Annotated in this window: 19 protein-coding genes; 12 read left to right on the top strand and 7 right to left on the bottom strand. The window is 64.7% G+C overall.

What is annotated here, in order from left to right:
- Window positions 1–11: 11 nt before the first annotated feature.
- From LFL96_RS02945 to LFL96_RS02920, 6 genes are all read left to right on the top strand, one after another.
- A complete protein-coding gene (locus LFL96_RS02945; protein ID WP_280997827.1) occupies window positions 12–4205 on the top strand; it encodes a YhdP family protein in 4194 nt (1397 codons plus the stop codon).
- Between the two features lie 143 nt (window positions 4206–4348).
- The gene (locus LFL96_RS02940) at window positions 4349–5200 is read left to right on the top strand and encodes a carbon-nitrogen hydrolase family protein (RefSeq protein WP_280997825.1); all 852 of its coding nucleotides are present in this window, start codon (window positions 4349–4351) and stop codon (window positions 5198–5200) included.
- 130 nt (window positions 5201–5330) lie between these two features.
- On the top strand, window positions 5331–6797 hold the full coding sequence (gene tldD / locus LFL96_RS02935; RefSeq protein WP_280997823.1) for a metalloprotease TldD: 1467 nt from the start codon (window positions 5331–5333) through the stop codon (window positions 6795–6797).
- A gap of 324 nt (window positions 6798–7121) precedes the next feature.
- The gene (aroG, locus tag LFL96_RS02930; protein WP_280997821.1) at window positions 7122–8195 is read left to right on the top strand and encodes a 3-deoxy-7-phosphoheptulonate synthase AroG; all 1074 of its coding nucleotides are present in this window, start codon (window positions 7122–7124) and stop codon (window positions 8193–8195) included.
- A 188-nt stretch (window positions 8196–8383) separates the two neighbouring features.
- Window positions 8384–8722, top strand: a complete 339-nt coding sequence (locus LFL96_RS02925) for a type II toxin-antitoxin system RelE/ParE family toxin (protein ID WP_280997819.1) — start codon at window positions 8384–8386, stop codon at window positions 8720–8722.
- Between the two features lie 2 nt (window positions 8723–8724).
- The gene (locus LFL96_RS02920; RefSeq protein WP_280997817.1) at window positions 8725–9057 is read left to right on the top strand and encodes an XRE family transcriptional regulator; all 333 of its coding nucleotides are present in this window, start codon (window positions 8725–8727) and stop codon (window positions 9055–9057) included.
- 34 nt (window positions 9058–9091) lie between these two features.
- Here the strand turns inward: LFL96_RS02920 and LFL96_RS02915 are convergent, their stop codons facing one another.
- Window positions 9092–9637, bottom strand: a complete 546-nt coding sequence (locus LFL96_RS02915) for a cob(I)yrinic acid a,c-diamide adenosyltransferase (protein ID WP_280997815.1) — start codon at window positions 9635–9637, stop codon at window positions 9092–9094.
- 317 nt (window positions 9638–9954) lie between these two features.
- Here LFL96_RS02915 and LFL96_RS02910 point away from each other — a divergent pair, with 317 nt between their 5' ends.
- The 6 genes from LFL96_RS02910 (at window position 9955) to proC (ending at window position 17069) form a co-directional block, all read left to right on the top strand.
- On the top strand, window positions 9955–11370 hold the full coding sequence (locus LFL96_RS02910; RefSeq protein WP_280997813.1) for an FAD-linked oxidase C-terminal domain-containing protein: 1416 nt from the start codon (window positions 9955–9957) through the stop codon (window positions 11368–11370).
- A 58-nt stretch (window positions 11371–11428) separates the two neighbouring features.
- Window positions 11429–12922 (top strand): FAD-linked oxidase C-terminal domain-containing protein, encoded by a 1494-nt coding sequence (locus tag LFL96_RS02905; RefSeq protein ID WP_280997811.1) that lies wholly within the window; start codon window positions 11429–11431, stop codon window positions 12920–12922.
- Window positions 12923–13124: 202 nt separating this feature from the next.
- On the top strand, window positions 13125–14213 hold the full coding sequence (gene glcE / locus LFL96_RS02900) for a glycolate oxidase subunit GlcE (RefSeq protein ID WP_280997810.1): 1089 nt from the start codon (window positions 13125–13127) through the stop codon (window positions 14211–14213).
- An 8-nt stretch (window positions 14214–14221) separates the two neighbouring features.
- Entirely contained in the window at window positions 14222–15448 is a 1227-nt protein-coding gene (glcF, locus tag LFL96_RS02895; RefSeq protein WP_280997808.1) for a glycolate oxidase subunit GlcF, read from the top strand.
- 39 nt (window positions 15449–15487) lie between these two features.
- Window positions 15488–16186 (top strand): YggS family pyridoxal phosphate-dependent enzyme, encoded by a 699-nt coding sequence (locus tag LFL96_RS02890; protein WP_280997806.1) that lies wholly within the window; start codon window positions 15488–15490, stop codon window positions 16184–16186.
- A 67-nt stretch (window positions 16187–16253) separates the two neighbouring features.
- The gene (proC, locus tag LFL96_RS02885) at window positions 16254–17069 is read left to right on the top strand and encodes a pyrroline-5-carboxylate reductase (RefSeq protein WP_280997804.1); all 816 of its coding nucleotides are present in this window, start codon (window positions 16254–16256) and stop codon (window positions 17067–17069) included.
- 141 nt (window positions 17070–17210) lie between these two features.
- Here proC and ubiA read toward each other — a convergent pair whose 3' ends face one another.
- The 6 genes from ubiA to LFL96_RS02855 all read right to left on the bottom strand — a co-directional run bounded on the left by ubiA (window position 17211) and on the right by LFL96_RS02855 (window position 22305).
- Window positions 17211–18074, bottom strand: a complete 864-nt coding sequence (ubiA, locus tag LFL96_RS02880; RefSeq protein WP_280997802.1) for a 4-hydroxybenzoate octaprenyltransferase — start codon at window positions 18072–18074, stop codon at window positions 17211–17213.
- 322 nt (window positions 18075–18396) lie between these two features.
- Window positions 18397–18885: a Dps family protein gene (locus LFL96_RS02875; protein ID WP_280997800.1), complete on the bottom strand. Its 489-nt coding sequence runs from the start codon at window positions 18883–18885 to the stop codon at window positions 18397–18399.
- Window positions 18886–19083: 198 nt separating this feature from the next.
- Window positions 19084–19287, bottom strand: a complete 204-nt coding sequence (locus LFL96_RS02870; protein WP_280997798.1) for a hypothetical protein — start codon at window positions 19285–19287, stop codon at window positions 19084–19086.
- Window positions 19288–19416: 129 nt separating this feature from the next.
- Window positions 19417–20871 carry a catalase gene (locus LFL96_RS02865; protein WP_280997796.1) on the bottom strand — a complete coding sequence of 485 codons (1455 nt, stop codon included), beginning with the start codon at window positions 20869–20871 and terminating at the stop codon, window positions 19417–19419.
- Window positions 20872–20952: 81 nt separating this feature from the next.
- Window positions 20953–21093, bottom strand: a complete 141-nt coding sequence (locus tag LFL96_RS02860) for a hypothetical protein (protein ID WP_280997795.1) — start codon at window positions 21091–21093, stop codon at window positions 20953–20955.
- 252 nt (window positions 21094–21345) lie between these two features.
- A complete protein-coding gene (locus tag LFL96_RS02855) occupies window positions 21346–22305 on the bottom strand; it encodes a hydrogen peroxide-inducible genes activator (protein ID WP_280997794.1) in 960 nt (319 codons plus the stop codon).
- Between the last annotated feature and the right edge of the window lie 10 nt (window positions 22306–22315).

Here is a 22315-nt window from a genome sequence, read left to right as displayed (position 1 = left end):
CCCGCCGCAGCATGTCCGAGCGAAACGAATCCGCCGACCCGCACGAAACCGGGCAGGTCCGGCCTGTGAGCGGAAGCGACCACATCGTGCTGCGTCGGACCTTGCACGTGGCCGTCGTGGTGGCGCTGGTGCTCTACTTCATCGCGGCGGGTCTGTTTCTCGGCTTGCGTTACGTCCTGCTGCCGCGCGTCGACGCATTCCGCCCGCGCATCGAAGCCACCGTCTCCGGCAAGCTCCACGCCCAGTTCACCATCGGCAAGCTCGCGCCGCATTGGAGCGGCTTCCAGCCGGGCCTCGACGTCACCGATCTGGTGATTCGCGATCCGGACGGCAAGCCCGCGCTGACCATTCCGCACGCCACCGCCACGCTATCGTGGAAGTCGCTCTGGCAATTCCATCCGGCACTGTCCAGCCTGATCGTCGACCAGCCCGACGTGCTGGTCTCGCGCAGCAGCGACGGCGTGATGTCCGTGGCGGGCGTGCCGATCCCCACTCGTCATAGCGGCAACGACACGCTGTCCACCTGGTTGCTGCGGCAGCAGGCGATCGTCGTGCGCGGCGGCGTGCTGCGCTGGCGCGACGCGACCCACACCGCGCCGGAACTGGCGCTGCGCGACATCCGCATCGCGATCCTCAACGACGGCTACGAGCACCGGATGGCGCTGCAGGCGCCCGCCGACGGCCAGGTGCTGCACGGCCCGATCGATTTCCGCACGCATTTCCGGCACGCGCCGCTGTCGGCGATCGGCAAGCCGATCAACTGGACCGGCGAGGTGTACATGTCGACCGGGCCGGTCGATCTGCCGGCGCTGGCGCGCTACGTCAATCTGCCGATCGAGATGTTCGCCGGCCGCATCGACAACGCGATCTGGGCCGACTTCGCCGAGGGCCGCATGACGACCGCGCGCGGCAAGTTGACCGGCACGGACGTCGCGATGCGCGTGCGCCCCACCCAGCCGAAGCTGCTGATGCCGGTCGCCAGCTTCTCGTGGCAAGTCCAGGTCGCGCCGGGCGACTACACGCTGCAACTGAACCATCTGCACGCCGAACTCGGCCAGCCGCCGCTCGACGACGGCACGCCACTCACCCGCACGCTCGCGCTGACCACGCTGAACGGCCGCTTCCGGCAGGCGTCGCAGCAGCACGGGCAACTGGTCAGCGTGAGCGGCGATCGCGTCGATCTGGGCATCCTCGCGGAATTCAGCCGCGCGCTGCCGTTGCCGCGGCGTCTGCTGAACAATCTCGTGCGCTTCAATCCGCGCGGGCTGGTGGCGAACTATCTGATCGAAGTCGAGCGCGGCAAACCGGAATCCGGCGAAGCGGGCAGCGACCATCAGACGAGCGGCGCCGAGCCGATCGAACGCTATCGCTTCAAAGGCGACCTGCAAGGCATCAGTGTCGCCGCGCAGGAACCGCCGCCGGGCCTGACGCCGCTGAACCATCCGCGCGCGGGGATTCCGGGCATCGAGAATCTGTGGGGCAGCGTGGATGCCGACGAAAAGCACGGCACCGCGTTGCTCGATACGTCGAACGTGGCGATCACGCTGCCCGGCGTATTCGACGACCCGCGCCTGCAACTCGACCGCCTGCACGGCCGCGCCGACTGGACCATCACGCCGAAGGCGCCCGGCGAGACGCACCCGGGCTTCGCGGTCAAGCTGGCCGACTTCGGCGTGTCGAATGCCGATGTCGCGGCCAGCGCCACCGCGAGCTACAGCAATCCGGGCCACGGGCGCGGTTCGCTCGATCTGAAAGCCGACTTCGAGCGCGCGCAGGTGACGCGCATCGTCCGTTATCTGCCGACCAGCATCAGCGAGAAACTGCGCATCTATCTCGGTCATGGCTTGCAGGCGGGGACATCGCACGGCGCGACGATCGAGATTCACGGCGACCTGACCAAATTCCCCTATTCGCGCGATCCGGGCGCGGGCGTGTTTCATATCGTCGCGCCGTTCAAGGCCGGCAAGTTCGATCCGTCGCCGTTCCCGCCGCGCAAGATGCGCAACGGCACGCCGAACGTGTGGCCGGCGCTGGACGGCATCGACGGCGTGTTCGAATTGAAGCAGAACGTGCTGCGCTTCGACATCGACCGCGCGCGTTACCGGCGCGTCGCGCTCACGCGCGTCAACGGCAAGATCGACGATCTCGGCACCAAGGCGTCGCCGCTGGTGATCGACGGCGACGGGCGCGGGCCGCTCGCCGACATGCTCGACTACGTGAACCAGAGTTCGCTCGGGATCATGGCCAAACATGAAACCGACAAACTGCACGCGGAAGGACCGGCATCGCTCGCGCTCAAGCTGACGGTGCCGCGCACGCCGATGCCGCACATCGGCGTGGAAGGCGCGGTCGGGTTTCAGAACAACCGCCTGAGCGTGGACAACGTGCCGCCGCTGTCGCAGCTGAACGGCAAGGTGCGCTTCACCGAGCACACGGCGCAGGTCGACCGGCTGTCGGGGCAATTCCTCGGCGGCGATGTGCATGCGAACGGCGGTCTGAAACAGAACGGCACCTATGCGCTCGACTTGAACGGCCACATTGCCGCCGATGCCGCCCGCAACCTCAATCTGCACGGTCCCGCCGCCGAGGTGCTGACGCGCATGAGCGGCACCGCGCCGTATGCGCTGAACGTGCGCGGCGCCAAGGGCCGCCTGCCGGAAGTGACGGCGAATTCCGACCTGAGCGGCCTCGCGCTCGACTTCCCCGCGCCGTTCGACAAACCGGTCGGCACGCCGATGCCGCTGCGCTTCGCGCTCAACCCGTCCACGGCGCCGGGCGAAGCCGGTCTGGAACGCGCCGACCTGACCTTCGGGCCGATCGCCGCGACTTATCTGCTGCAATATCAGCCGAAAACGCCGCCGACCGTGGTGCGCGGTGCAATCGGCGTGAACAAGCCTGCCGATCTGCCGTCCGACGGCGTGATCGCCGCCGTCGACCTCGATTCGTTCGACGCCGACGCCTGGCGCGCGCTGGTCACCCAGATCCGCAGCAAGGAAGCGCCCGCGCCGAACGCGTCGGCAACGCCCGCGCCGCCGAACCCGGCGCTCGCGTCATTCCTGCCGAGCCGCTTCGCGCTGCACGTCGGCACGCTGACCTTGCTCAAGCGTCATTGGGACAGCGTGATCGTCGGCGCGTCGCACGCGGACGGCAAATGGCAGGCGAATATCGCGTCGAATCAGGTGTCCGGCCATGTCTCGTGGCTACCGGGCGCCAACAAGGAATCGCCGGGCGCGTTGCAGGCACGCTTCGCCCGCGTGGTGATTCCGTCGGCCACGGACAAAGACCTGCTCGGTCAGGCGATGTCGGCGCCGGCGCAGAACATGCCGTCCATCGATCTGGTGGTCAACGAACTGATCGTGCGCGACCGCAACATCGGCCGGCTCGAAGTCGACGCGCACAACTTCACCGAAGACGGCGTGCCGGTCTGGCAGCTCGACAAGCTCGACATCACCAACCCGGCGGCCACACTGACCGCCACCGCGAACTGGCGCACCTCGACCGAACTCGGCAATACCACCGACGAAACCACGCCGCGCCGCACCGTGTTCGATTTCAAGCTCGACATCAAGGATGCCGGCGCGCTGCTCGAACGCTTCGGCCAGCCGCGCACGCTGAAGGCCGGCAGCGGTTCGCTGTCGGGCAAGGTGGTGTGGCGCGGCGGCCCGACCACCATCGATTACCCGACGCTGAACGGCAACCTCGCCGTCGATCTGCGTCACGGCCAGATCCTCAAGGTCGATCCGGGCGTCGCCAAGCTGCTCGGCGTGCTGAGCCTGCAGAGCCTTGCACGCGTCGCCACGCTCAATTTCCGCGACGTGATCGGCGAAGGACTGCCGTTCGAGCGTGTCACCGGCACCGCGCAGATTCACGACGGCATCGGCCGGACCGAGAACTTCGAGATGGTGACCGCGCCGGCCCGCGCCGACATGAAAGGCACCGTCGACCTCGCGCAGGAAACCCAGGACCTGCACGTGCAAATCGTGCCGACGGTCAGCGCCGGCGCCGCGGTGGTCGCGGCGGCGGTGATCAATCCGCTGCTCGGCGTGGGTGCGCTGGTGGCCGATCTCGCGTTCAGCAAATCGGTCTCGCACGCGTTCGCGCGCGAGTACGCGATCACCGGTTCGTGGTCGAAACCGCACGTCGAGCGGGTGAAAGACGATCGCGGTAAGATGGACGCTCCGGCTTCGACCGTGGAAGCGCACTGAGCCCGCCGCGCTGACCGTTGCTTCACACGAGCTTTCGGTCAGCTTCGCGCGGTGCCGCCACGGCGAGCCCAGCCAGCCTTGAACGATGCCCGCGGCGACCGCGATTCGCGCCGCCGCCTCACCGGGAGTTTTTCGAAACGCTCATGAGCGAATCACACGTCTCGTCCACCGACTCCAGCGGATCCCTGGAAAGCGCGTTTCGCGTCGCCGCGTTGCAGATGGTCAGCACGCCGGACCGCGACCGCAATCTCGCCGAAGCGCAACGCCTGATCGCCGAAGCCGCCGCCGACGGCGCGCAACTCGTCCTGCTGCCCGAATACTTCTGCTTCATGGGCCACAAGGACACCGACAAGCTGGCCATCCGCGAAACGTATCAGGACGGTCCGATCCAGCGTTTTCTCGCCGATGCCGCGCGCCGTCACAAGATCTGGGTGATCGGCGGCACGCTGCCGCTGACCGCGCCGGAAGCGGCGCGCGTGCTGAACACCACGCTGGTGTTCGACCCGCACGGCAACGAGGCCGCCCGGTACGACAAGATCCATCTGTTCAACTTCGAAAAAGGCGCGGAATCGTTCGACGAAGCCCGCACCATCTGCCCGGGCGGCGAAGTTCGCACCTTCGCGGCGCCGTTCGGCCGCGTCGGGCTGTCGGTCTGCTACGATCTGCGCTTTCCGGAGCTGTACCGGCGCATGGGCGACTGCGCGTTGATCGTGGTGCCGTCGGCGTTCACGTACACCACCGGGCGGGCGCACTGGGAGATGCTGCTGCGTGCGCGCGCGGTCGAAAACCAGTGTTACGTGCTGGCCGCGGCGCAAGGCGGCACGCACGAAAACGGCCGCCGGACCTGGGGCCACAGCATGCTGATCGACCCGTGGGGCGAAATCGTCGCGGTGCGCGACGAGGGCGCCGGCGTGGTCGCCGGCAATCTCGAACGGGCGCGTATCGACGAGGTCCGGCAGAGTCTGCCCGCCTGGCGTCATCGCGTGCTCAGTTGATTGAATTGATTACCTTGAGTTGGACGATCGCGGCGTCGGTTGCCGCGCGGCATTGAAAGTGCGGCGCCCGCCACGTATATAGTGAGCGCACGCTAACCGAATCCTTCGTATCGAGCAGAACATACTTCGCATGAACATCATCGAACCCGGTATCCGTAATCTCGCCACCGCCAAGGACATCCTCCTGACGCCCTACGGTCTCGACGAATCCCTGCTCACCCGCACGCTCGCCGAAATCTTCACGCATCGCATCGACTACGCGGACCTGTATTTCCAGGCGACCCGCAGCGAAGCGTGGAGTCTCGAGGAAGGCATCGTGAAGTCGGGCAGCTTCAGTATCGACCAGGGCGTCGGTGTGCGCGCCGTGTCGGGCGACCGCACGGCGTTCGCGTACTCGGACGACCTGTCGCCCGAAGCGATCCGTCAGGCTGCGCTCGCCACGCGCGCGATCGCCAAGGCCGGCGGCGGCAAGCAGAAGATCAAGGTGGCCTCGTCGCTGACCGGCATCGCCGGGCGTGATCTGTACCTGCCCGCCGATCCGCTGCATTCGCTCGACGCCACCGCCAAGGTCAAGCTGCTCGAACGCATCGAACAGATGGCGCGTGGCCGCGATCCGCGCATCCAGCAGGTGATGGCTGGCCTCGCCGGCGAGTACGACGTGGTGCTGGTGGCACGCAGCGACGGCGGCTTCGCGGCCGACATCCGGCCGCTGGTGCGCGTGTCGGTCACCGTGATCGCCGAGCAGAACGGCCGCCGCGAGATCGGCAGCGGCGGCGGCGGCGGCCGCTTCGACTACGGCTATTTCACCGACGACGTGCTGTCCGGCTACGTCGACGACGCGGTGCATGCGGCGCTGGTCAATCTCGACGCGCGTCCGGCGCCGGCCGGCGCGATGACCGTCGTGCTCGGCCCGGGCTGGCCCGGCGTGCTGCTGCACGAGGCAATCGGCCACGGGCTCGAAGGCGACTTCAACCGCAAGGGCTCGTCGGCGTTCGCCGGCCGCATCGGCGAACAGGTGGCCGCCAGGGGCGTCACCGTGGTCGACGACGGCACGCTGCCGAACCGCCGCGGCTCGCTGAACATCGACGACGAAGGCAATCCGACGCAGTGCACCACGCTGATCGAGGACGGCATTCTGAAGGGCTACATCCAGGACACGCTGAACGCGCGCCTGATGAAGATGCCGGTCACCGGCAACGCGCGCCGCGAGTCGTACGCGGCGCTGCCGATGCCGCGCATGACCAACACGTACATGCTCAACGGCGATAAAGACCCGCAGGAAATCATCGCGTCGGTGAAGAACGGCTTGTACGCGGTGAACTTCGGCGGCGGCCAGGTCGACATCACGAACGGCAAGTTCGTGTTCTCGGCCTCCGAGGCGTACATGATCGAAAACGGCAAGGTCACGTACCCGGTGAAGGGCGCGACGCTGATCGGCAGCGGCCCGGAATCGCTCAAATACGTCAGCATGATCGGCAACGACATGAAGCTCGATTCGGGCGTGGGCGTGTGCGGCAAGGAAGGTCAGAGCGTGCCGGTCGGCGTCGGCCAGCCGACGCTGCGGATCGACCGGATGACGGTCGGCGGCACGGCCTGACTCCGCAGCGAACGCATACTTCGTGCGCGATTTGCGCGAAGTATGCGGATTTCCCGCATTTTTACACCCGACTGCTTGCACCACACCCGCCGCCCGGGTTATAAAGTCACTCACCCTTTTTTGACCAGCGACCCCATTTCGCCATGTCCGCCAAGTTTTACTTTTACTTTTTTTGGCATCTCAGACCGCTGGCGGATCGAGAGGGGTGTTAGTGCACGCAGGACACCAAGAATTCCCGAAAAACCGCCAGCCCAGACTGGCGGTTTTTTTTCGCCCCACGCTTTTGACACCGAACACGCTACGAACCGATTCAGGAGAAACACCATGCCCCCGCACAACACCGACGATGTCCGTATCCGCGAATTGAAAGAACTCACGCCGCCCGCTCACCTGATCCGCGAATTCGCCTGCGACGAAACGGTGTCCGACGTGATCTACAACTCGCGTACCGCGATGCATCGCATTCTGCATGGCATGGAAGACCGCCTGATCGTGATCATCGGGCCGTGCTCGATTCACGACACCAAGGCCGCGATGGAATACGCGGGCCGTCTCGTCGAGCAGCGCAAACGCTTCGCCGGCGAACTCGAGATCGTGATGCGCGTGTACTTCGAAAAGCCGCGTACCACGGTGGGCTGGAAGGGTCTCATCAACGACCCGTACATGGACAACAGTTTCAAGATCAACGACGGCCTGCGCACCGCGCGCGAACTGCTGTTGCGCATCAACGAACTCGGCCTGCCGGCCGGCACCGAATACCTGGACATGATCAGCCCGCAATACATCGCGGACCTGATTTCGTGGGGCGCGATCGGCGCGCGCACGACCGAATCGCAGGTGCACCGCGAACTGGCTTCGGGCCTGTCGTGTCCGGTCGGCTTCAAGAACGGCACGGACGGCAACGTGAAGATCGCCGTCGACGCGATCAAGGCGTCCTCGCAGCCGCACCATTTCCTCTCGGTGACGAAGGGTGGCCACTCGGCGATCGTGTCGACCGCCGGCAACGAGGACTGCCACATCATTCTGCGCGGCGGCAAGACGCCGAACTACGACGCGGACAGCGTGAACGCGGCGTGCGCGGACATCGGCAAGGCAGGTCTCGCCGCGCGTCTGATGATCGACGCGAGTCACGCGAACAGCTCGAAGAAGCATGAGAACCAGATTCCGGTGTGCGCCGACATCGGCCGCCAGATTGCTTCGGGTGACGAACGAATCGTCGGCGTGATGGTGGAGTCGCATCTCGTGGCCGGCCGTCAGGATCTGCAGGAAGGCTGCGCGCTGACCTACGGGCAGAGCATCACCGATGCGTGCATCGGCTGGGACGAAAGCGTCGCCGTGCTCGAAGGCCTCGCCGAAGCCGTCAAGCAACGACGTGTGGCGCGCGGCAGCGGCAACTGATCCGCACCGCGACGACGTTCAGGCGTTTTGACAAAGCCCGGCTCATATGAGCCGGGCTTTTTTATTGGCCGAATGGCCGAATGGCACTCAGCCGACCTTCTCTGTACTTTAACTATTCAGCGCCGCGTCGTGGGAGGACTTGACGAGGCGGAGGAATGGGTATAAAGTTTTGTACATGAAAGGTGGTTATGGCTCTTGAAAAAGAACTCCGCTGGATCGGCTCCAGCTACAGCGATTTACTCGCCTTTCCCGAAGAAGCGCGTCGCGAGGCCGGTTTCCAGCTCGGAAAAATTCAGGCGGGTCTTGATCCCGACAACTGGAAACCCATCGAATTAATCGGCCCGGGTACGCGCGAAATTCGCATCAAGGAAGCGAACGGTATCTTCCGTGTCATGTACGTGACCAAGTTCGTCGATGCGCTTTACGTTCTTCATTGCATCCAGAAGAAAACGCAGAAACTCACGTCACATGATCAACAGATCGCCGCCACGCGTTATCGTGCAATTATCAATGATAGGAACCCTTAACAATGACGATCGACACCAAAATTCGTCACGTTACAAAACCAGGCGCCAATCTGTTTCTTGAGCTCGGCTTTTCCGCCGAAGAAGCCAAGCGCCTGCATGCCGCGTCGCAAAAGCAGATCAACGACACGCGGCTGCTCAAGGAACAGCTCATGACCGAACTGTCGTCGTGGATCGAGCAGCATCATCTGAAGCAATCGGAGGCGGCCGAGGTGTTGATGGTGTCGCGTCCGCGTGTGTCAGATGTGGTGAACAAGAAGACCACCAAGTTCACGATCGACACACTCGTGGAAATGTTGAGCCGTATCGGCAAGCCGGTCACTCTGGCCGTGGGCTAATGCGCGTTTAACACTTCACCTTCACCGCCGCTGGTTAGCGCTCGTGGCGCCACAGTACGTCGGTGCCGCCGTCCGCGCGGTTCAGCACGCGTGCGAGTACGAACAGCAGGTCGGACAACCGGTTCACGTATTGGCGCGGCGCGGCGTTGATCTTTTCCTGTTCGCCGAGCGCGACGATGGCGCGTTCCGCGCGCCGGCAAACCGTGCGGCACACGTGGGCGAGCGCCGCGGCGCGTGAACCGCCGGGCAGAATGAACTCCTTCAGCGGCGGCAAGCTGGCGTTGTAGTCGGCGAGCCAGCCATCCAGTTGCTCGAGGTGCCGCTCGGTGATCATCGTATGGCCGGGAATGCAGAGTTCGCCGCCCAGATCGAACAGATCGTGCTGAATCGCAACCAGCGCCGCGCGGACATTGTCCGGCAGCGTCTCACACAGCAGTACGCCGAGATTCGAGTTGAGTTCATCGACGTCGCCGATCGCGGCAATGCGCGTGCTGTCCTTGCCGACGCGGCGGCCGTCGCCGAGGCCGGTGGTGCCATCGTCGCCGGTGCGGGTCGTGATCTTGCTCAAGCGGTTGCCCATGCTGTCTCCGTTGCGTTTCATATTTCGGTAATGATGCGCCTGCGGTGCGGGTCTCAAGCGGCTCGGCGGCACCTTCCGGGAAGGCTCCGCGATCGGCCCTGGGCCAGCACGCCCAAACGCCCGCTCGTCCACGCGGTTGTCCACGCGTTTCTCCATATTGCGCGCATCGTAAGGTCGCCGCCATTATAGGAGCGTGGGCCGGCCTGAAGGCCCGTCCACGGGCGTTCGGCGTAAAATGAAACGCACGCTGCAGACTAGGCGGAACCGCGCCGGAACCGCTTCACCACGCGGCCAGCCCCAAATACCAGGAGACATCCGTGAACCATCCCGTGCCGCCGGCCCCGCTACGCCGGCCGTTTCCCGCCGAGTTGCTGAGCGCGCTCAAAGCCGCTTTCGGCGAACGCGTGTCGGTGGCCGAAGCCGTGCGCGCGCATCATGGCCGCGACGAATCGCCGTTCGATCCGCAACTGCCCGACGCCGTGGTTTTCGCCCGCACCACCGAAGACGTGCAAACCGTCGTCAAACTGTGCGCCCAGCATGGCGTGCCGATCATCCCCTACGGCAACGGTTCGTCGCTCGAAGGACATCTGCTGGCCGTGCAGGGCGGCGTGTCGATCGACCTGTCGGAAATGAACCGGGTTCTGTCGATCAACGCCGAAGACCTCACCGTCACCGTCGAACCGGGCATCTCGCGCAAGCAATTGAACGAAGCGCTGCGCGATACGGGCCTGTTCTTCCCGATCGATCCGGGCGCGGACGCGAGTATCGGCGGCATGTCCGCCACGCGCGCGTCGGGCACCAATGCCGTTCGCTACGGCACGATGCGCGAGAACGTGCTCGGGCTGACCGTGGTGCTGGCCGACGGCCGCGTCATCAAGACCGGCACGCGGGCTCGCAAATCGTCCGCGGGTTACGACCTCACGCGTTTGTTCGTCGGCTCGGAAGGCACGCTCGGCGTCATCACCGAAATCACCGTGCGTCTGTATCCGCAGCCGGAAGCCGTGTCGGCCGCGGTGTGCGCGTTTCCTTCGATGGGCGACGCGGTACGCGCAGTCATCGAAACGATCCAGATCGGCGTGCCGATCGCACGCGTCGAGTTCGTCGATGCGCTCGCGATCCGCTCGATCAATCGCCATTCGAATCTGACGCTGCGCGAGGCGCCCACGCTGTTCTTCGAATTCCACGGCACCGAAGCGGGCGTGAAGGAACAGGCGGAACTCGTGCAGGAAATCGCCGCCCAGAATTCGGGCGAAGGTTTCGAATGGGCCACGCGGCCGGAGGATCGTAGCCGTCTGTGGAACGCAAGGCACAACGCGTATTTCGCGATGCTTCAGTTGAAGCCCGGTTGCCGCGCCGTCACTACCGACGTGTGCGTGCCAATCTCGCGGCTCGCCGAATGCGTGGTGGAAACGGAGCAGGATCTGAAGGCTTCGCCGCTGCCCTGCCCGATCGTCGGCCATGTCGGCGACGGCAACTTCCACGTGGCGATCCTGATCGATCCCGGCAAGCCCGAAGAACTCGCCGAAGCCGAGCGCCTGAATCATCGCATCGTGCAACGCGCGCTGCGCATGGACGGCACCTGCACCGGCGAACACGGCGTCGGGCTGCACAAGATGGGTTTCCTGCTGGAAGAACACGGCGACGTCGCGATCGACACCATGCGCTCGATCAAACACGCGCTCGATCCGCGCAATCTGATGAATCCCGGCAAGATTTTCAGCTGGGCAGCCTGATGCGCTGACGGACTCAAAGCCGAGAAAGACAGGCGAAAGGCACGAGGAGACAAGTTAAATGAACGCACCCGCTGAACTGACGGCCGATGTCCTCGCCCAGCGCCAGCGCGAAGTCGTGCAGGCGTTGATGGCCGTGTTGCCGACCCACTGTCTGCTGTATCGCGAGGAAGACACGGTCGCGTACGAATGCGACGGTCTCGCCGCGTATCGGCGGTTGCCGCTTGCGGTGGCGTTGCCGGAAACGGAATCGCAGGTGCAGCGCATCGTGCAGATCTGCCACCGCCTCGGCGTGCCGATCGTGCCGCGCGGCGCGGGCACCGGCCTGTCCGGCGGCGCGATGCCGATCCGTCACGGCGTGGTGGTATCGCTCGCGCGCTTCCGCAAGATCGTCGAGGTCGACTCGTATGCGCGCACGGCCACCGTTCAGCCCGGGGTGCGCAATCTGTCCATCTCCGAGGCGGCCGCACCGTACGGTCTGTATTACGCGCCGGACCCGTCCTCGCAGATTGCCTGCACGATCGGCGGCAACGTGTCGGAGAATTCCGGCGGCGTGCACTGCCTCAAGTACGGCCTGACCGTGCACAACGTGCTGCGCGTGCGCGCGGTGACCATGGAAGGCGAGATCGTCGAATTCGGCTCGCTCGCGCCGGACGCGCCCGGTCTCGATCTACTGGCGGTGCTGATCGGCAGCGAGGGCATGTTCGCGATCGTCACCGAGGTCACCGTGAAGCTGATTCCGAAACCGCAAACGGCGCAGGTCATCATGGCCAGTTTCGACGACGTCGTGAAAGGCGGCGATGCGGTGGCCGGCATCATCGCGGCGGGCATCATTCCAGCTGGCCTGGAGATGATGGACAAGCCGGCCACGCGCGCGGTCGAGGAATTCGTCAATGCCGGCTACGACCTCGACGCGGCCGCCATTCTGCTTTGCGAATCGGACGGCACGCCCGAGGAAGTCGCCGACGAAATCGTCCGCATGACGGCGGTGCTGCGCGAGCAAGGCGCCACGCGGATCCAGATTTCGCGCTCGGAAAGCGAGCGGCTGCGCTTCTGGTCGGGTCGCAAAAACGCATTTCCGGCCGCCGGCCGCATTTCGCCGGATTACTACTGCATGGACGGCACCGTGCCGCGCCGCAGTATCGGGCCGCTGCTCGCGCGCATCGAGGCGATGGAGAAGAAATACGGGCTGCGCTGCATCAACGTGTTCCATGCGGGGGACGGCAACATGCATCCGCTGATCCTGTTCAACGGCAACGACCAGGACGAGTGGCACCGCGCCGAGGCGTTCGGTTCCGACATTCTGGAGAGCTGCGTCGAGCTGGGCGGCACGGTGACCGGCGAACACGGCGTCGGTATCGAGAAGATCAACTCGATGTGCGTGCAGTTCTCGCCCGAGGAGCGCGACACCTTCCACGCGGTCAAGCGCGCATTCGACGCGCCGGGCCTGCTCAACCCGGACAAGGGCATTCCCACCCGGGCGCGCTGCGCGGAGTACGGCAAGATGCACGTGCGCGGTGGATTGCTGCCGCATCCGGAATTGCCGCGCTTCTAGCGGCTTCGAGCGGCTTCGAGCGTCTCGCGTCGAGCTTTCGCGGACCGCGCATCCAGGGCGCGGCCCGCGCACGCACCGCGCATACCCCGGTCCCACCGGGGTTTTCCGCCCGCCACCCTGATTACCCGATGCGGGTCCGTTCCGGGTTGCCAGCAAGCCCCCGCCCGGTACAATCGGTCGAAACACAACGAAGCAGGACACCATGGAAGAGGACGACATCGTCGCCGTATGGTCGGAACGGGTGCGTTCCGCCAGCGCCGAGGGACGCGCGTTGCGCATCCGCGGCGGCGGCACCAAAGACTGGTACGGCCAGGCGCTGGAAGGTGACATCCTCGACACGCGCACTTATCGCGGCATCATCGCTTACGATCCGGCGGAGCTGGTCATCACCGCGCGCGCCGGCACGCCGTTGCTGGAGATCGAAGCCGCGCTCGCCGAACACGACCAGATGCTTGCTTTCGAGCCGCCGCATTTCGGGCCGCAAGCCACCTTCGGCGGCTGCATCGCGGCGGGCATCGCCGGGCCGCGCCGCCCGGCCGCCGGCGCGGCGCGCGACTTCGTGCTCGGCGCGGTCATCATGAACGGCCAGGGGCATCGGCTGCAATTCGGCGGGCAGGTGGTGAAGAACGTCGCGGGTTATGACGTCTCGCGTTTGCTGGCGGGTTCGCTCGGCACGCTCGGCCTGATCCTCGAACTGTCGATCAAGGTGCTGCCGCTCCCGCAAGCCGAAACCACGCTGAAGTTCGACATGAACGGCACCGACGCCGTGCGCAAGCTCAACGAATGGGGTGGCCGCCCGCTGCCGATCACCGCCAGCGCGTGGCGTCACGGCACGCTCGCGGTGCGCCTTGCCGGCGCGGAATCGGCGGTCAAGACGGCACGCTCGTCGCTGGGCGGCGAAGTCGTCGATGCGGTCGAAGCCGAACGCTTCTGGGCCGGTCTACGCGAACAGACCGATTCCTTCTTCGCGGCCATTCCCCCGAAAGCCGCCCTTTGGCGCCTCGCGTTGCCATCGATTACCGAGCCGCTGCAATTGCCCGGCGCGCAATTGATGGAATGGGGCGGCGGCCAGCGCTGGTGGATTACCGACACCGACGCGCAAACCGTGCGCATCAGCGCGAAACAGGCCGGCGGCCACGCGACGATGTTCCGCACCGGCCACGGTTACGATCGCAGCGCCGGCGTGTTCACGCCGCTGCCCACACCGCTGATGAAAATCCACCGCGGCCTGAAAACCGCGTTCGACCCGGCCCGCATCTTCAATCGCGGCCGTCTCTACCCCGACTTCTGAGCGACGCGATGCAAACCAACCTCGCGGACTTCATTCGCAATACGCCCGACGGCGAAGAAGCCGACGCCATTCTGCGCAACTGCGTGCACTGCGGGTTCTGCACCGCCACCTGCCCGACCTACCAGATTCTCGGCGACGAACTCGACGGCCCGCGCGGACGCATCTACCTGATCAAGCAGATGGTGGAAGGCGCGCCGGTCACGCGCAGCACGCAGGTGCACCTCGACCGCTGCCTGACCTGCCGCAATTGCGAGACGACGTGTCCGTCCGGCGTGCAGTACGGCCGCCTGGTGGAAATCGGCCGCAAGATCACCGAGGAAAAAGTGACGCGTCCGGCGGGCCAGCGGCTGGTGCGCCGGCTGCTCGCGAGCTTCGTGCCGAACAGCGCGTTGTTCACCCCGACCATGCGGATCGGCCAGCACTTCCGTGCGCTGCTGCCGAAGAAACTGCGCGACAAGGTGCCCGCGCGGCAACGTCCGCTCGAATGGCCGACGGCCAAGCACGAGCGCAAGATGCTGATGCTCGCTGGCTGCGTGCAACCGTCGATGATGCCGAACGTGAACATCGCGACCGCGCGCGTGCTGGACGCGCTCGGCGTGGAAACGATCGTTGCGCCGGAAGCCGGCTGCTGCGGCGCGATCCGCCTGCATCTCGGCTACAACGACGAAGCGCTGGACGATTTGCGCGCCAACATCGACGCATGGTGGCCGTACGTCGAACAGGGCGTGGAAGCGATCGTGATGAATGCGTCCGGCTGCGGCGCGACGGTCAAGGAATACGCGCACCTGTTGCGCGACGATCCCGCGTACGCGGAGAAGGCGCGCCGCATCGTCGCCCTGACGCGCGATCTCGCCGAGATCCTGCCGGAGTTCGAGGAAGCGCTCGCCACGGTCACGCGCCGCCGCGCGATCCACACGGTGGCGTTTCATCCGCCTTGCACGCTGCAACACGGTCAGCAGATACGCGGTCAGGTCGAACATCTGCTGACGGCGCTCGGCGTGGAAGTGCGTCTGCCCGCCGACAGCCATCTCTGCTGCGGTTCGGCCGGCACCTATTCGCTGACGCAGCCGAAGCTCTCCTATTCGTTGCGCGATCAGAAGATCGACAAGCTGCAGGCGCAGGAACCGCAGGTGATCGTGTCGGCGAACGTCGGCTGCATCGCGCATTTGCAGAGCGGCACGTCGACGCCGGTCGCGCACTGGATCGAACTGGTCGAGCACATGCTGTCCGTATAATCGGGGCATCGTCTTTTGCCGGAAGTTCGCACTCGTGCCATGCCCGATCTGATCCACAACCTCGAAGCGGTGCAACAGCGCATCGCCGCGGCCGCGCACGTGGCCGAACGCGACGCGCGTTCGATCACCCTGCTCGCGGTCTCCAAGACTTTCCCCGCCGAAGACGTGCGCGCCGCCCACGCTGCCGGTCAACGCGCGTTCGGTGAAAACTACGTGCAGGAATCGCTGACCAAGATCGAAACGCTCGCCGATCTGCGCGCGTCGATCGAATGGCATTTCATCGGGCCGCTGCAATCGAACAAGACGCGTCCGGTTGCCGAGCAGTTCGACTGGGTTCATTCGGTCGACCGCCTGAAGATCGCGCAGCGGCTCTCCGAGCAGCGGCCCGAGCATCTGCCGCCGCTGAACGTGTGCCTGCAGGTGAACATCAGCGGCGAGGCATCGAAGAGCGGCGTGAGCGTGCCCGAGGCAGTCGAGGTCGCGCAGGCGATCGCCGCGCTGCCGCGCCTGAATCTGCGCGGCTTGATGGCGATCCCGGAACCCGCCGGCGGCATCGACGAACAGCGCGTGCCGCATCGCCAGTTGCGCGAACTGTTCGAGCGTCTGCGCGATGACGGGCTCGAACTCGACACATTGTCGATGGGCATGTCCAGCGACCTCGAAGCCGCCGTGCTCGAAGGCGCGACCATCGTGCGCGTCGGCACCGCCATTTTCGGCGCGCGGGATTATTCCAACTGACCTTGTGCGGGCTTCGGGCTTGGGGCTGCGTGCCTGAAAACCCGCCACTCAACACTTCCAGAACATCATGAAAATTGCTTTTATCGGCGGCGGCAACATGGCCGCGGCGTTGATCGGCGGGCTCATCAAGCGCGGCATCGCGGCGGCCGATCTCTACGCGATCGATCCGAACGAAAACGCGCGCAAGCGCAGTGAAGCGCAATTCGGTATCCGGACCGACGCTGCGGCCGACACCACGCTTGCCGCTTACGACGCCGTCGTGCTGGCCGTGAAGCCGCAGATCCTGAAGGGCGTCGCCGAGGCGTTGGCGCCGCATCTGAACGCGTCGCAACTGGTGGTCAGCATCGTCGCCGGGATTCGCATGGAAGATATGTCGCGCTGGCTCAACGGCCACGCGAAGGTCGTGCGCGTGATGCCGAACACGCCCGCGCTGATCGGCATGGGCGTGACCGGACTGGTGGCGACCGGCAGCGTCGACGAAGCGGGCCGCGCGCTCGCGTCGCAGGTGCTGGGCGCGGTCGGCGAAACGGTCTGGTTCGACGACGAAGCGAAGATCGACGCCGTCACCGCGATCTCGGGCAGCGGACCGGCGTACGTGTTCTATTTCATCGAGGCGTTGCAGGAAGCCGCGCGCCAGCTCGGCATGGATGAAGCGCAAGGCCGCGCGCTCGCGGTCGCGACCTTCACCGGCGCCGCGCAACTCGCCGCGAATTCCGACGAAGCGCCGGGCGTGTTGCGCGAACGCGTGACATCGAAAGGCGGCACGACGGCGGCGGCGTTGGCCTCGTTCGACGCCAGCGGAATCAAGGATGCGATCGTGCGCGGCGTGCTCGCCGCCGACGCGCGAGCGAAGGAAATGGGCGACGAATTCGGCAAACAGTAAGCCGTAACCAGTCCGGCGCGATGAAGGCGCCGCGCAGCTTCTTCAAGCGCCGAAACGAAATCGGCGCTCCGGTTCGTCGAACCGAAGCGCCGATGACAACTACCCGACACCGCAGCGCGAATAACGCAGCGCGCCGGATAACTAGAACGAAGCCGCCGCGTAATGCGCGGCAATCCCGACGAACAACGCGCCACCCAGCCAGTTGTTATGCCGGAACGCCGCGAAGCACGCCATGCGTTCGCGGTCGCGGATCAGCAGGTAGTGATAGATCGCGCAGCCCACCGCCGCCGCCCAGCCAAGCCAGTACAGCCAGCCGAACTTCAGCACCACGCCGACGCCGACGTAAATCCCCAGCGTCACCGCGTAGCACAGCATGATAGCGGCCACGTCGAAGCGGCCGAACGTCAGCGCGGAAGTACGGATACCAATCTTGATGTCGTCGTCGCGATCCACCATCGCGTATTCGGTGTCGTACGCCACCGACCAGAACACGTTCGCGAGCAGCATCACCCATGCGAGCATCGGTACATGATCCTGCACGGCGGCAAACGCCATCGGAATGCCGAAGCCGAACGCGATGCCGAGATACGCCTGCGGAATCGCGAGAAAGCGCTTGGTGAACGGATACGAACCGGCGACGAACAGCGCCGCCACCGACAGCTCCTTCGTCAACGCATTGAGCGGCAGAATCAGCAGAAACGCGATCAGCGACAGCCCCGCCGCCACCGCCACCGCTTCCCACGCCTTGATCTTGCCCGACGTCACCGGCCGGTTCTCCGTGCGCTTCACGTAACGATCGAAGTCGCGGTCCGCGTAGTCGTTGATCGCGCAGCCGGCCGAGCGCATCAGCAGCGTGCCGACGCAGAAGATCACCAGCAGCGGCCACGTGGGATGACCGTCCGAGGCGATCCACAATGCGTTGAGCGTCGGCCACAGCAGCAGCACCGTACCGATCGGCTTGTCCATGCGGACGAGGCGCAGAAAAAGGGGAAGACGGGCGAACATGGGCGGTGTCGGTGAGGGGTGAAAACGGTGCGGGTATTTTACGGGATATGGATGTGGAGCCGCTCGGCACGGGCTGAAGCGACCGGTGCCGCGTTAACAAAGATGTTCATGAAAGCGGCCCTTTCATGAACATCTTCTTTATCCTGCGAAGCGCTCCGGCAAGAAAACGTCCCCAATCCCCGTTTGCGCCGCAATCATGAAAAAGCCCCTGTGGGTCATCGACCGACAGGGGCTCCGCTGCTGAACCGGAACTCGCTTGTCACCCGATCAGCCGACAAGCTTGTCCAACCAGCACGCTTCTTTTTTCTTCAACGCCTTAAGCTCAAGCCAGCATAGAGCGCAGCATCCACGCCGTCTTTTCATGCGTTTGCATGCGTTGCGTCAGCAGGTCGGCGGTCGGCTCGTCGTGGGCGGCTTCGGTCGACGGGAAAATCGCGCGCGCGGTACGCACCACGGCTTCCTGACCTTCCACCAGCTGGCGGATCATTTCTTCCGCGGCCGGCACGCCGTCCGCTTCCGGAATCGACGACAGTTTCGCGAATTCCTTGTAGCTGCCCGGCGCATGCACACCCAGCGCACGAATCCGTTCGGCGATCGAATCGACCGCGAGCGCCAGCTCGTTGTACTGCGTTTCGAACATCAGGTGCAACGTGTTGAACATCGGACCCGTGACGTTCCAATGGAAGTTGTGGGTCTTCAGATAGAGCGTGTAGGTGTCGGCGAGCAAACGCGACAGACCTTCCGCGATCTTCTTGCGATCCTTGTCGCTGATTCCGATATTGACGTGCTGTACGGCTTCTTTCTTGGCCATGATGACTCCTTTGAAGAGTGATACGAACCGGTCGGCAAAGTGACGATCTGCTGATGGCAAACTCGGCACAGCGAACGCCCGACAGTTTAGCGTACAAAACTGCCGTGTTCGTGTGACGCGTGGCCGCTCATTGCCCTCGCCACGCACTCACCAGGCACTCGCCACGCACCCATGTCGCCCTCGCGGCTCGCGTCGCGATCAACCGCCATGCGCGTGTTGCAGCACGCGCGAGGCGATCACCGCGAAGCCGATCGCGACGATCGCGAGGCCCATCGCGCGGCGCAGCAGGTCGGCCTGCTGGCGGCGTTGCAACTGCTCGCGCCGCCATTGGGCGCTGCGCGCCGCGGGTTCGGACGTAACAGGGGATGCGCTGCCGATTGCGGCCATCATCATCTGGATCATGATTGTGCTCCGTCGATTCGTATCGTTAAGGGCGGAGCGCCGCTGCGCTCCGCGTTGCTGCATTGTTTGCGCGACTGCGTCGGCTTCCGCTTCCTCTGTGACTGATCAGCGCGGTCGCTCGCCGACGCGTTACTTGCCGCGCCCTTCGGCCAACCCGGCCAGCGCGGCGATCACGCCTTCCGCGTACGCCGGATCGGCGCGACGGAAATGCTCGATCTGACGCGCGACGATCTCCTGCGGCACGCCGTCGATATGCCGCGCGATGTTGCCGAACAGGCGCTCACGCTGGGCCGTGTCGAACAGCGCGAACAACATGCCCGGCTGCGTGTAGTAATCGTCGTCATCGCGATGGTCGTAGCGATCCACCGCACCGGCCGCGAGCGGCGGCTCCGCCGCATTCGCGTCCTGCGCGAAGTCGCCGAAGCGGTTCGGCTCGTAGTTCACATTGCCGCCGAGGTTGCCGTCCGTGCGCATCGCGCCGTCGCGATGGAACGAATGCGGGTTCGGCACGCGCGACGCATTCACCGGAATCTGATGGTGGTTGATGCCGAGGCGATAGCGCTGCGTGTCGCCGTACGAGAACAAACGCCCCTGCAACAACCGGTCCGGCGAGAAGCCGATGCCCGGCACCACATTAGCCGGCGTGAACGCCGCCTGTTCCACGTCCGCGAAATAGTTGGCCGCGTTGCGATTCAACTCGATCGTGCCGACATCGATCAGCGGATAGTCCTTCTGCGACCACACCTTGGTGATGTCGAACGGGTTGAAGCGATACGTCGCGGCTTCCGCTTCCGGCATCACCTGAATCGCGAAGCGCCACTTCGGGAAATGACCCGCGTCGATGTTCGCGATCAGATCGCGCTGCGCGCTTTCACGGTCTTGCGCGACGACTTGCGCGGCTTCGGCATCGGTGAAATTGTCGATCCCCTGCAGCGACTTGAAGTGGAACTTCACCCAGAAGCGCTCGTTGTTCGCGTTGATGAACGAATACGTGTGCGAACCGAAACCGTGCATCTGCCGGTAGTTTTGTGGAATGCCGCGGTCGCTCATCAGAATCGTCACCTGATGCAGCGACTCCGGATGACGCGACCAGAAGTCCCACGCCGCCACGTTGCTGCGCATGTTGGTGTACGGATCGCGCTTCTGCGTGTGGATGAAGTCCGGAAACTTCAGCGGATCGCGGATGAAGAACACCGGCGTGTTGTTGCCGACCACGTCCCAGTTGCCTTCTTCCGTGTAGAACTTGATCGAGAAGCCACGCACATCGCGTTCGGCGTCGGCCGCGCCGCGCTCGCCGGCCACCGTCGAAAAGCGCATGAACAGCGGCGTTTCCTTGTCGACCTGGGCGAACACCTTGGCCTTCGTGTAACGGCTGATGTCGTGCGTGACCTTGAGCGTGCCGAAAGCGCCCGAGCCCTTGGCATGAACGCGACGCTCGGGAATCACTTCGCGATCGAAGTGCGCGAGTTTTTCGAGCAGCCAGACGTCCTGCAACATCACCGGACCGCGCGGGCCGGCGGTCATCGAATTCTGGTTGTCGGCGACGGGCGCGCCGGCGGCGTTGGTGAGCTTACGTTCGGACATGCGAGACTCCTGGTGAACTTTTATTCAATCGGATTGGGGGAGAGGCGCGGCAGAGGAAGACCGGCGAATCGAATCGACGCGTCAGGCCGACAACGCGCGATCGACCAGCAGCGACAGCGCGACGGTACGCACGCTGACGAGCGACGCGGCGAAGCTTGTAGTCGCGGTCGAGTTCGACTGTGTAGTGAGCGCGTGGCCTTGCTGCGGGTTCGATTGCGACATGCTTTCCTCCGAAGTCGGTTGGATCGGGCGATCCATGGAGGAAACTATAACAATACTATTGAATAAACGTGTTTGATTGAATTTATCTATTCGATAGGGAGAGGACCTACCGGACGATTGGCCGCGGATCCAAGTCGATCCGGGTGGAGACAAGCGAGGGTTTTAGCGCAGGCAGCGCCGCCGGCGGATGCCAGGCGGCCTGCGTGAAAAGCGGGTTTGCGGGTTTGCGGCTTTGCGGTGGTTCGCGGCCGGTCAGTTGACGGCGACCGGCAGATCGAGCTTCTTGACGCCCGGCAGGTCGCAGGCGTTGATCGCGTCGCAGATGGCATCGATGGCGGGCATGCGCGTGAAGCTCTTGCGCCACGCGAGCACGACGCGGCGATCAGGCACAGGTTCCTCGAACGGCACATAGCTGAGCAGACCCGAATCGATTCCGCCGGCGTGCGGCTTGACTTCGTGCACCGACATGCGCGGCAGCACGGTAATCCCGACACCGCTCGCCACCATATGGCGGATCGTCTCCAGCGACGAGCCTTCGAACGTCTTCTGGATACCGTCCGCGTTCTGCGAAAAACGCATCAACTCAGGACACACGCCGAGCACGTGATCGCGGAAGCAATGGCCGCTGCCGAGCAGCAGCATGGTTTCCTGCTTCAGATCGTCGGCATCGATTTTCGGACGGCTTTCCCATGCATGCCCCGACGGCAGCGCCACCACGAACGGTTCGTCGTACAGCGGCCGTTGCATCAGACCGGTTTCGGGAAACGGCAGCGCCATGATGGCGACGTCGATTTCGCCCTGCTTGAGCAGTTCGATCAGCTTGAGCGTGTAGTTTTCCTGGAGCATCAGCGGCATCTGCGGGACGCGCTTGATCATCTGTTTGACCAGCGTGGGCAGCAGATACGGTCCGATCGTATAGATCACGCCCAGGCGCAGCGGACCGACCAGCGGATCCTTGCCCTGCTTGGCGATTTCCTTGATGGCGAGGGTCTGCTCCAGTACGCGCTGAGCCTGCGTGACGATCTGCTCGCCGATGGGCGTGACGCTGACTTCGCTGGTTCCACGCTCGAAAATCTGGACATTGAGTTCGTCTTCGAGCTTCTTGATCGCCACCGACAAGGTCGGCTGGCTGACGAAACACGCCTCGGCGGCTCGGCCGAAGTGCCGTTCGCGGGCCACCGCGACGATGTATTTCAATTCGGTGAGCGTCATTAGGGGACCA

It is taken from the genome of Paraburkholderia sp. D15 (assembly GCF_029910215.1).
Classification (GTDB): Bacteria; Pseudomonadota; Gammaproteobacteria; order Burkholderiales; family Burkholderiaceae; genus Paraburkholderia.
Note: the sequence above shows the minus strand (reverse complement) of the source record. Positions and strands in the feature narration are given on the sequence as shown.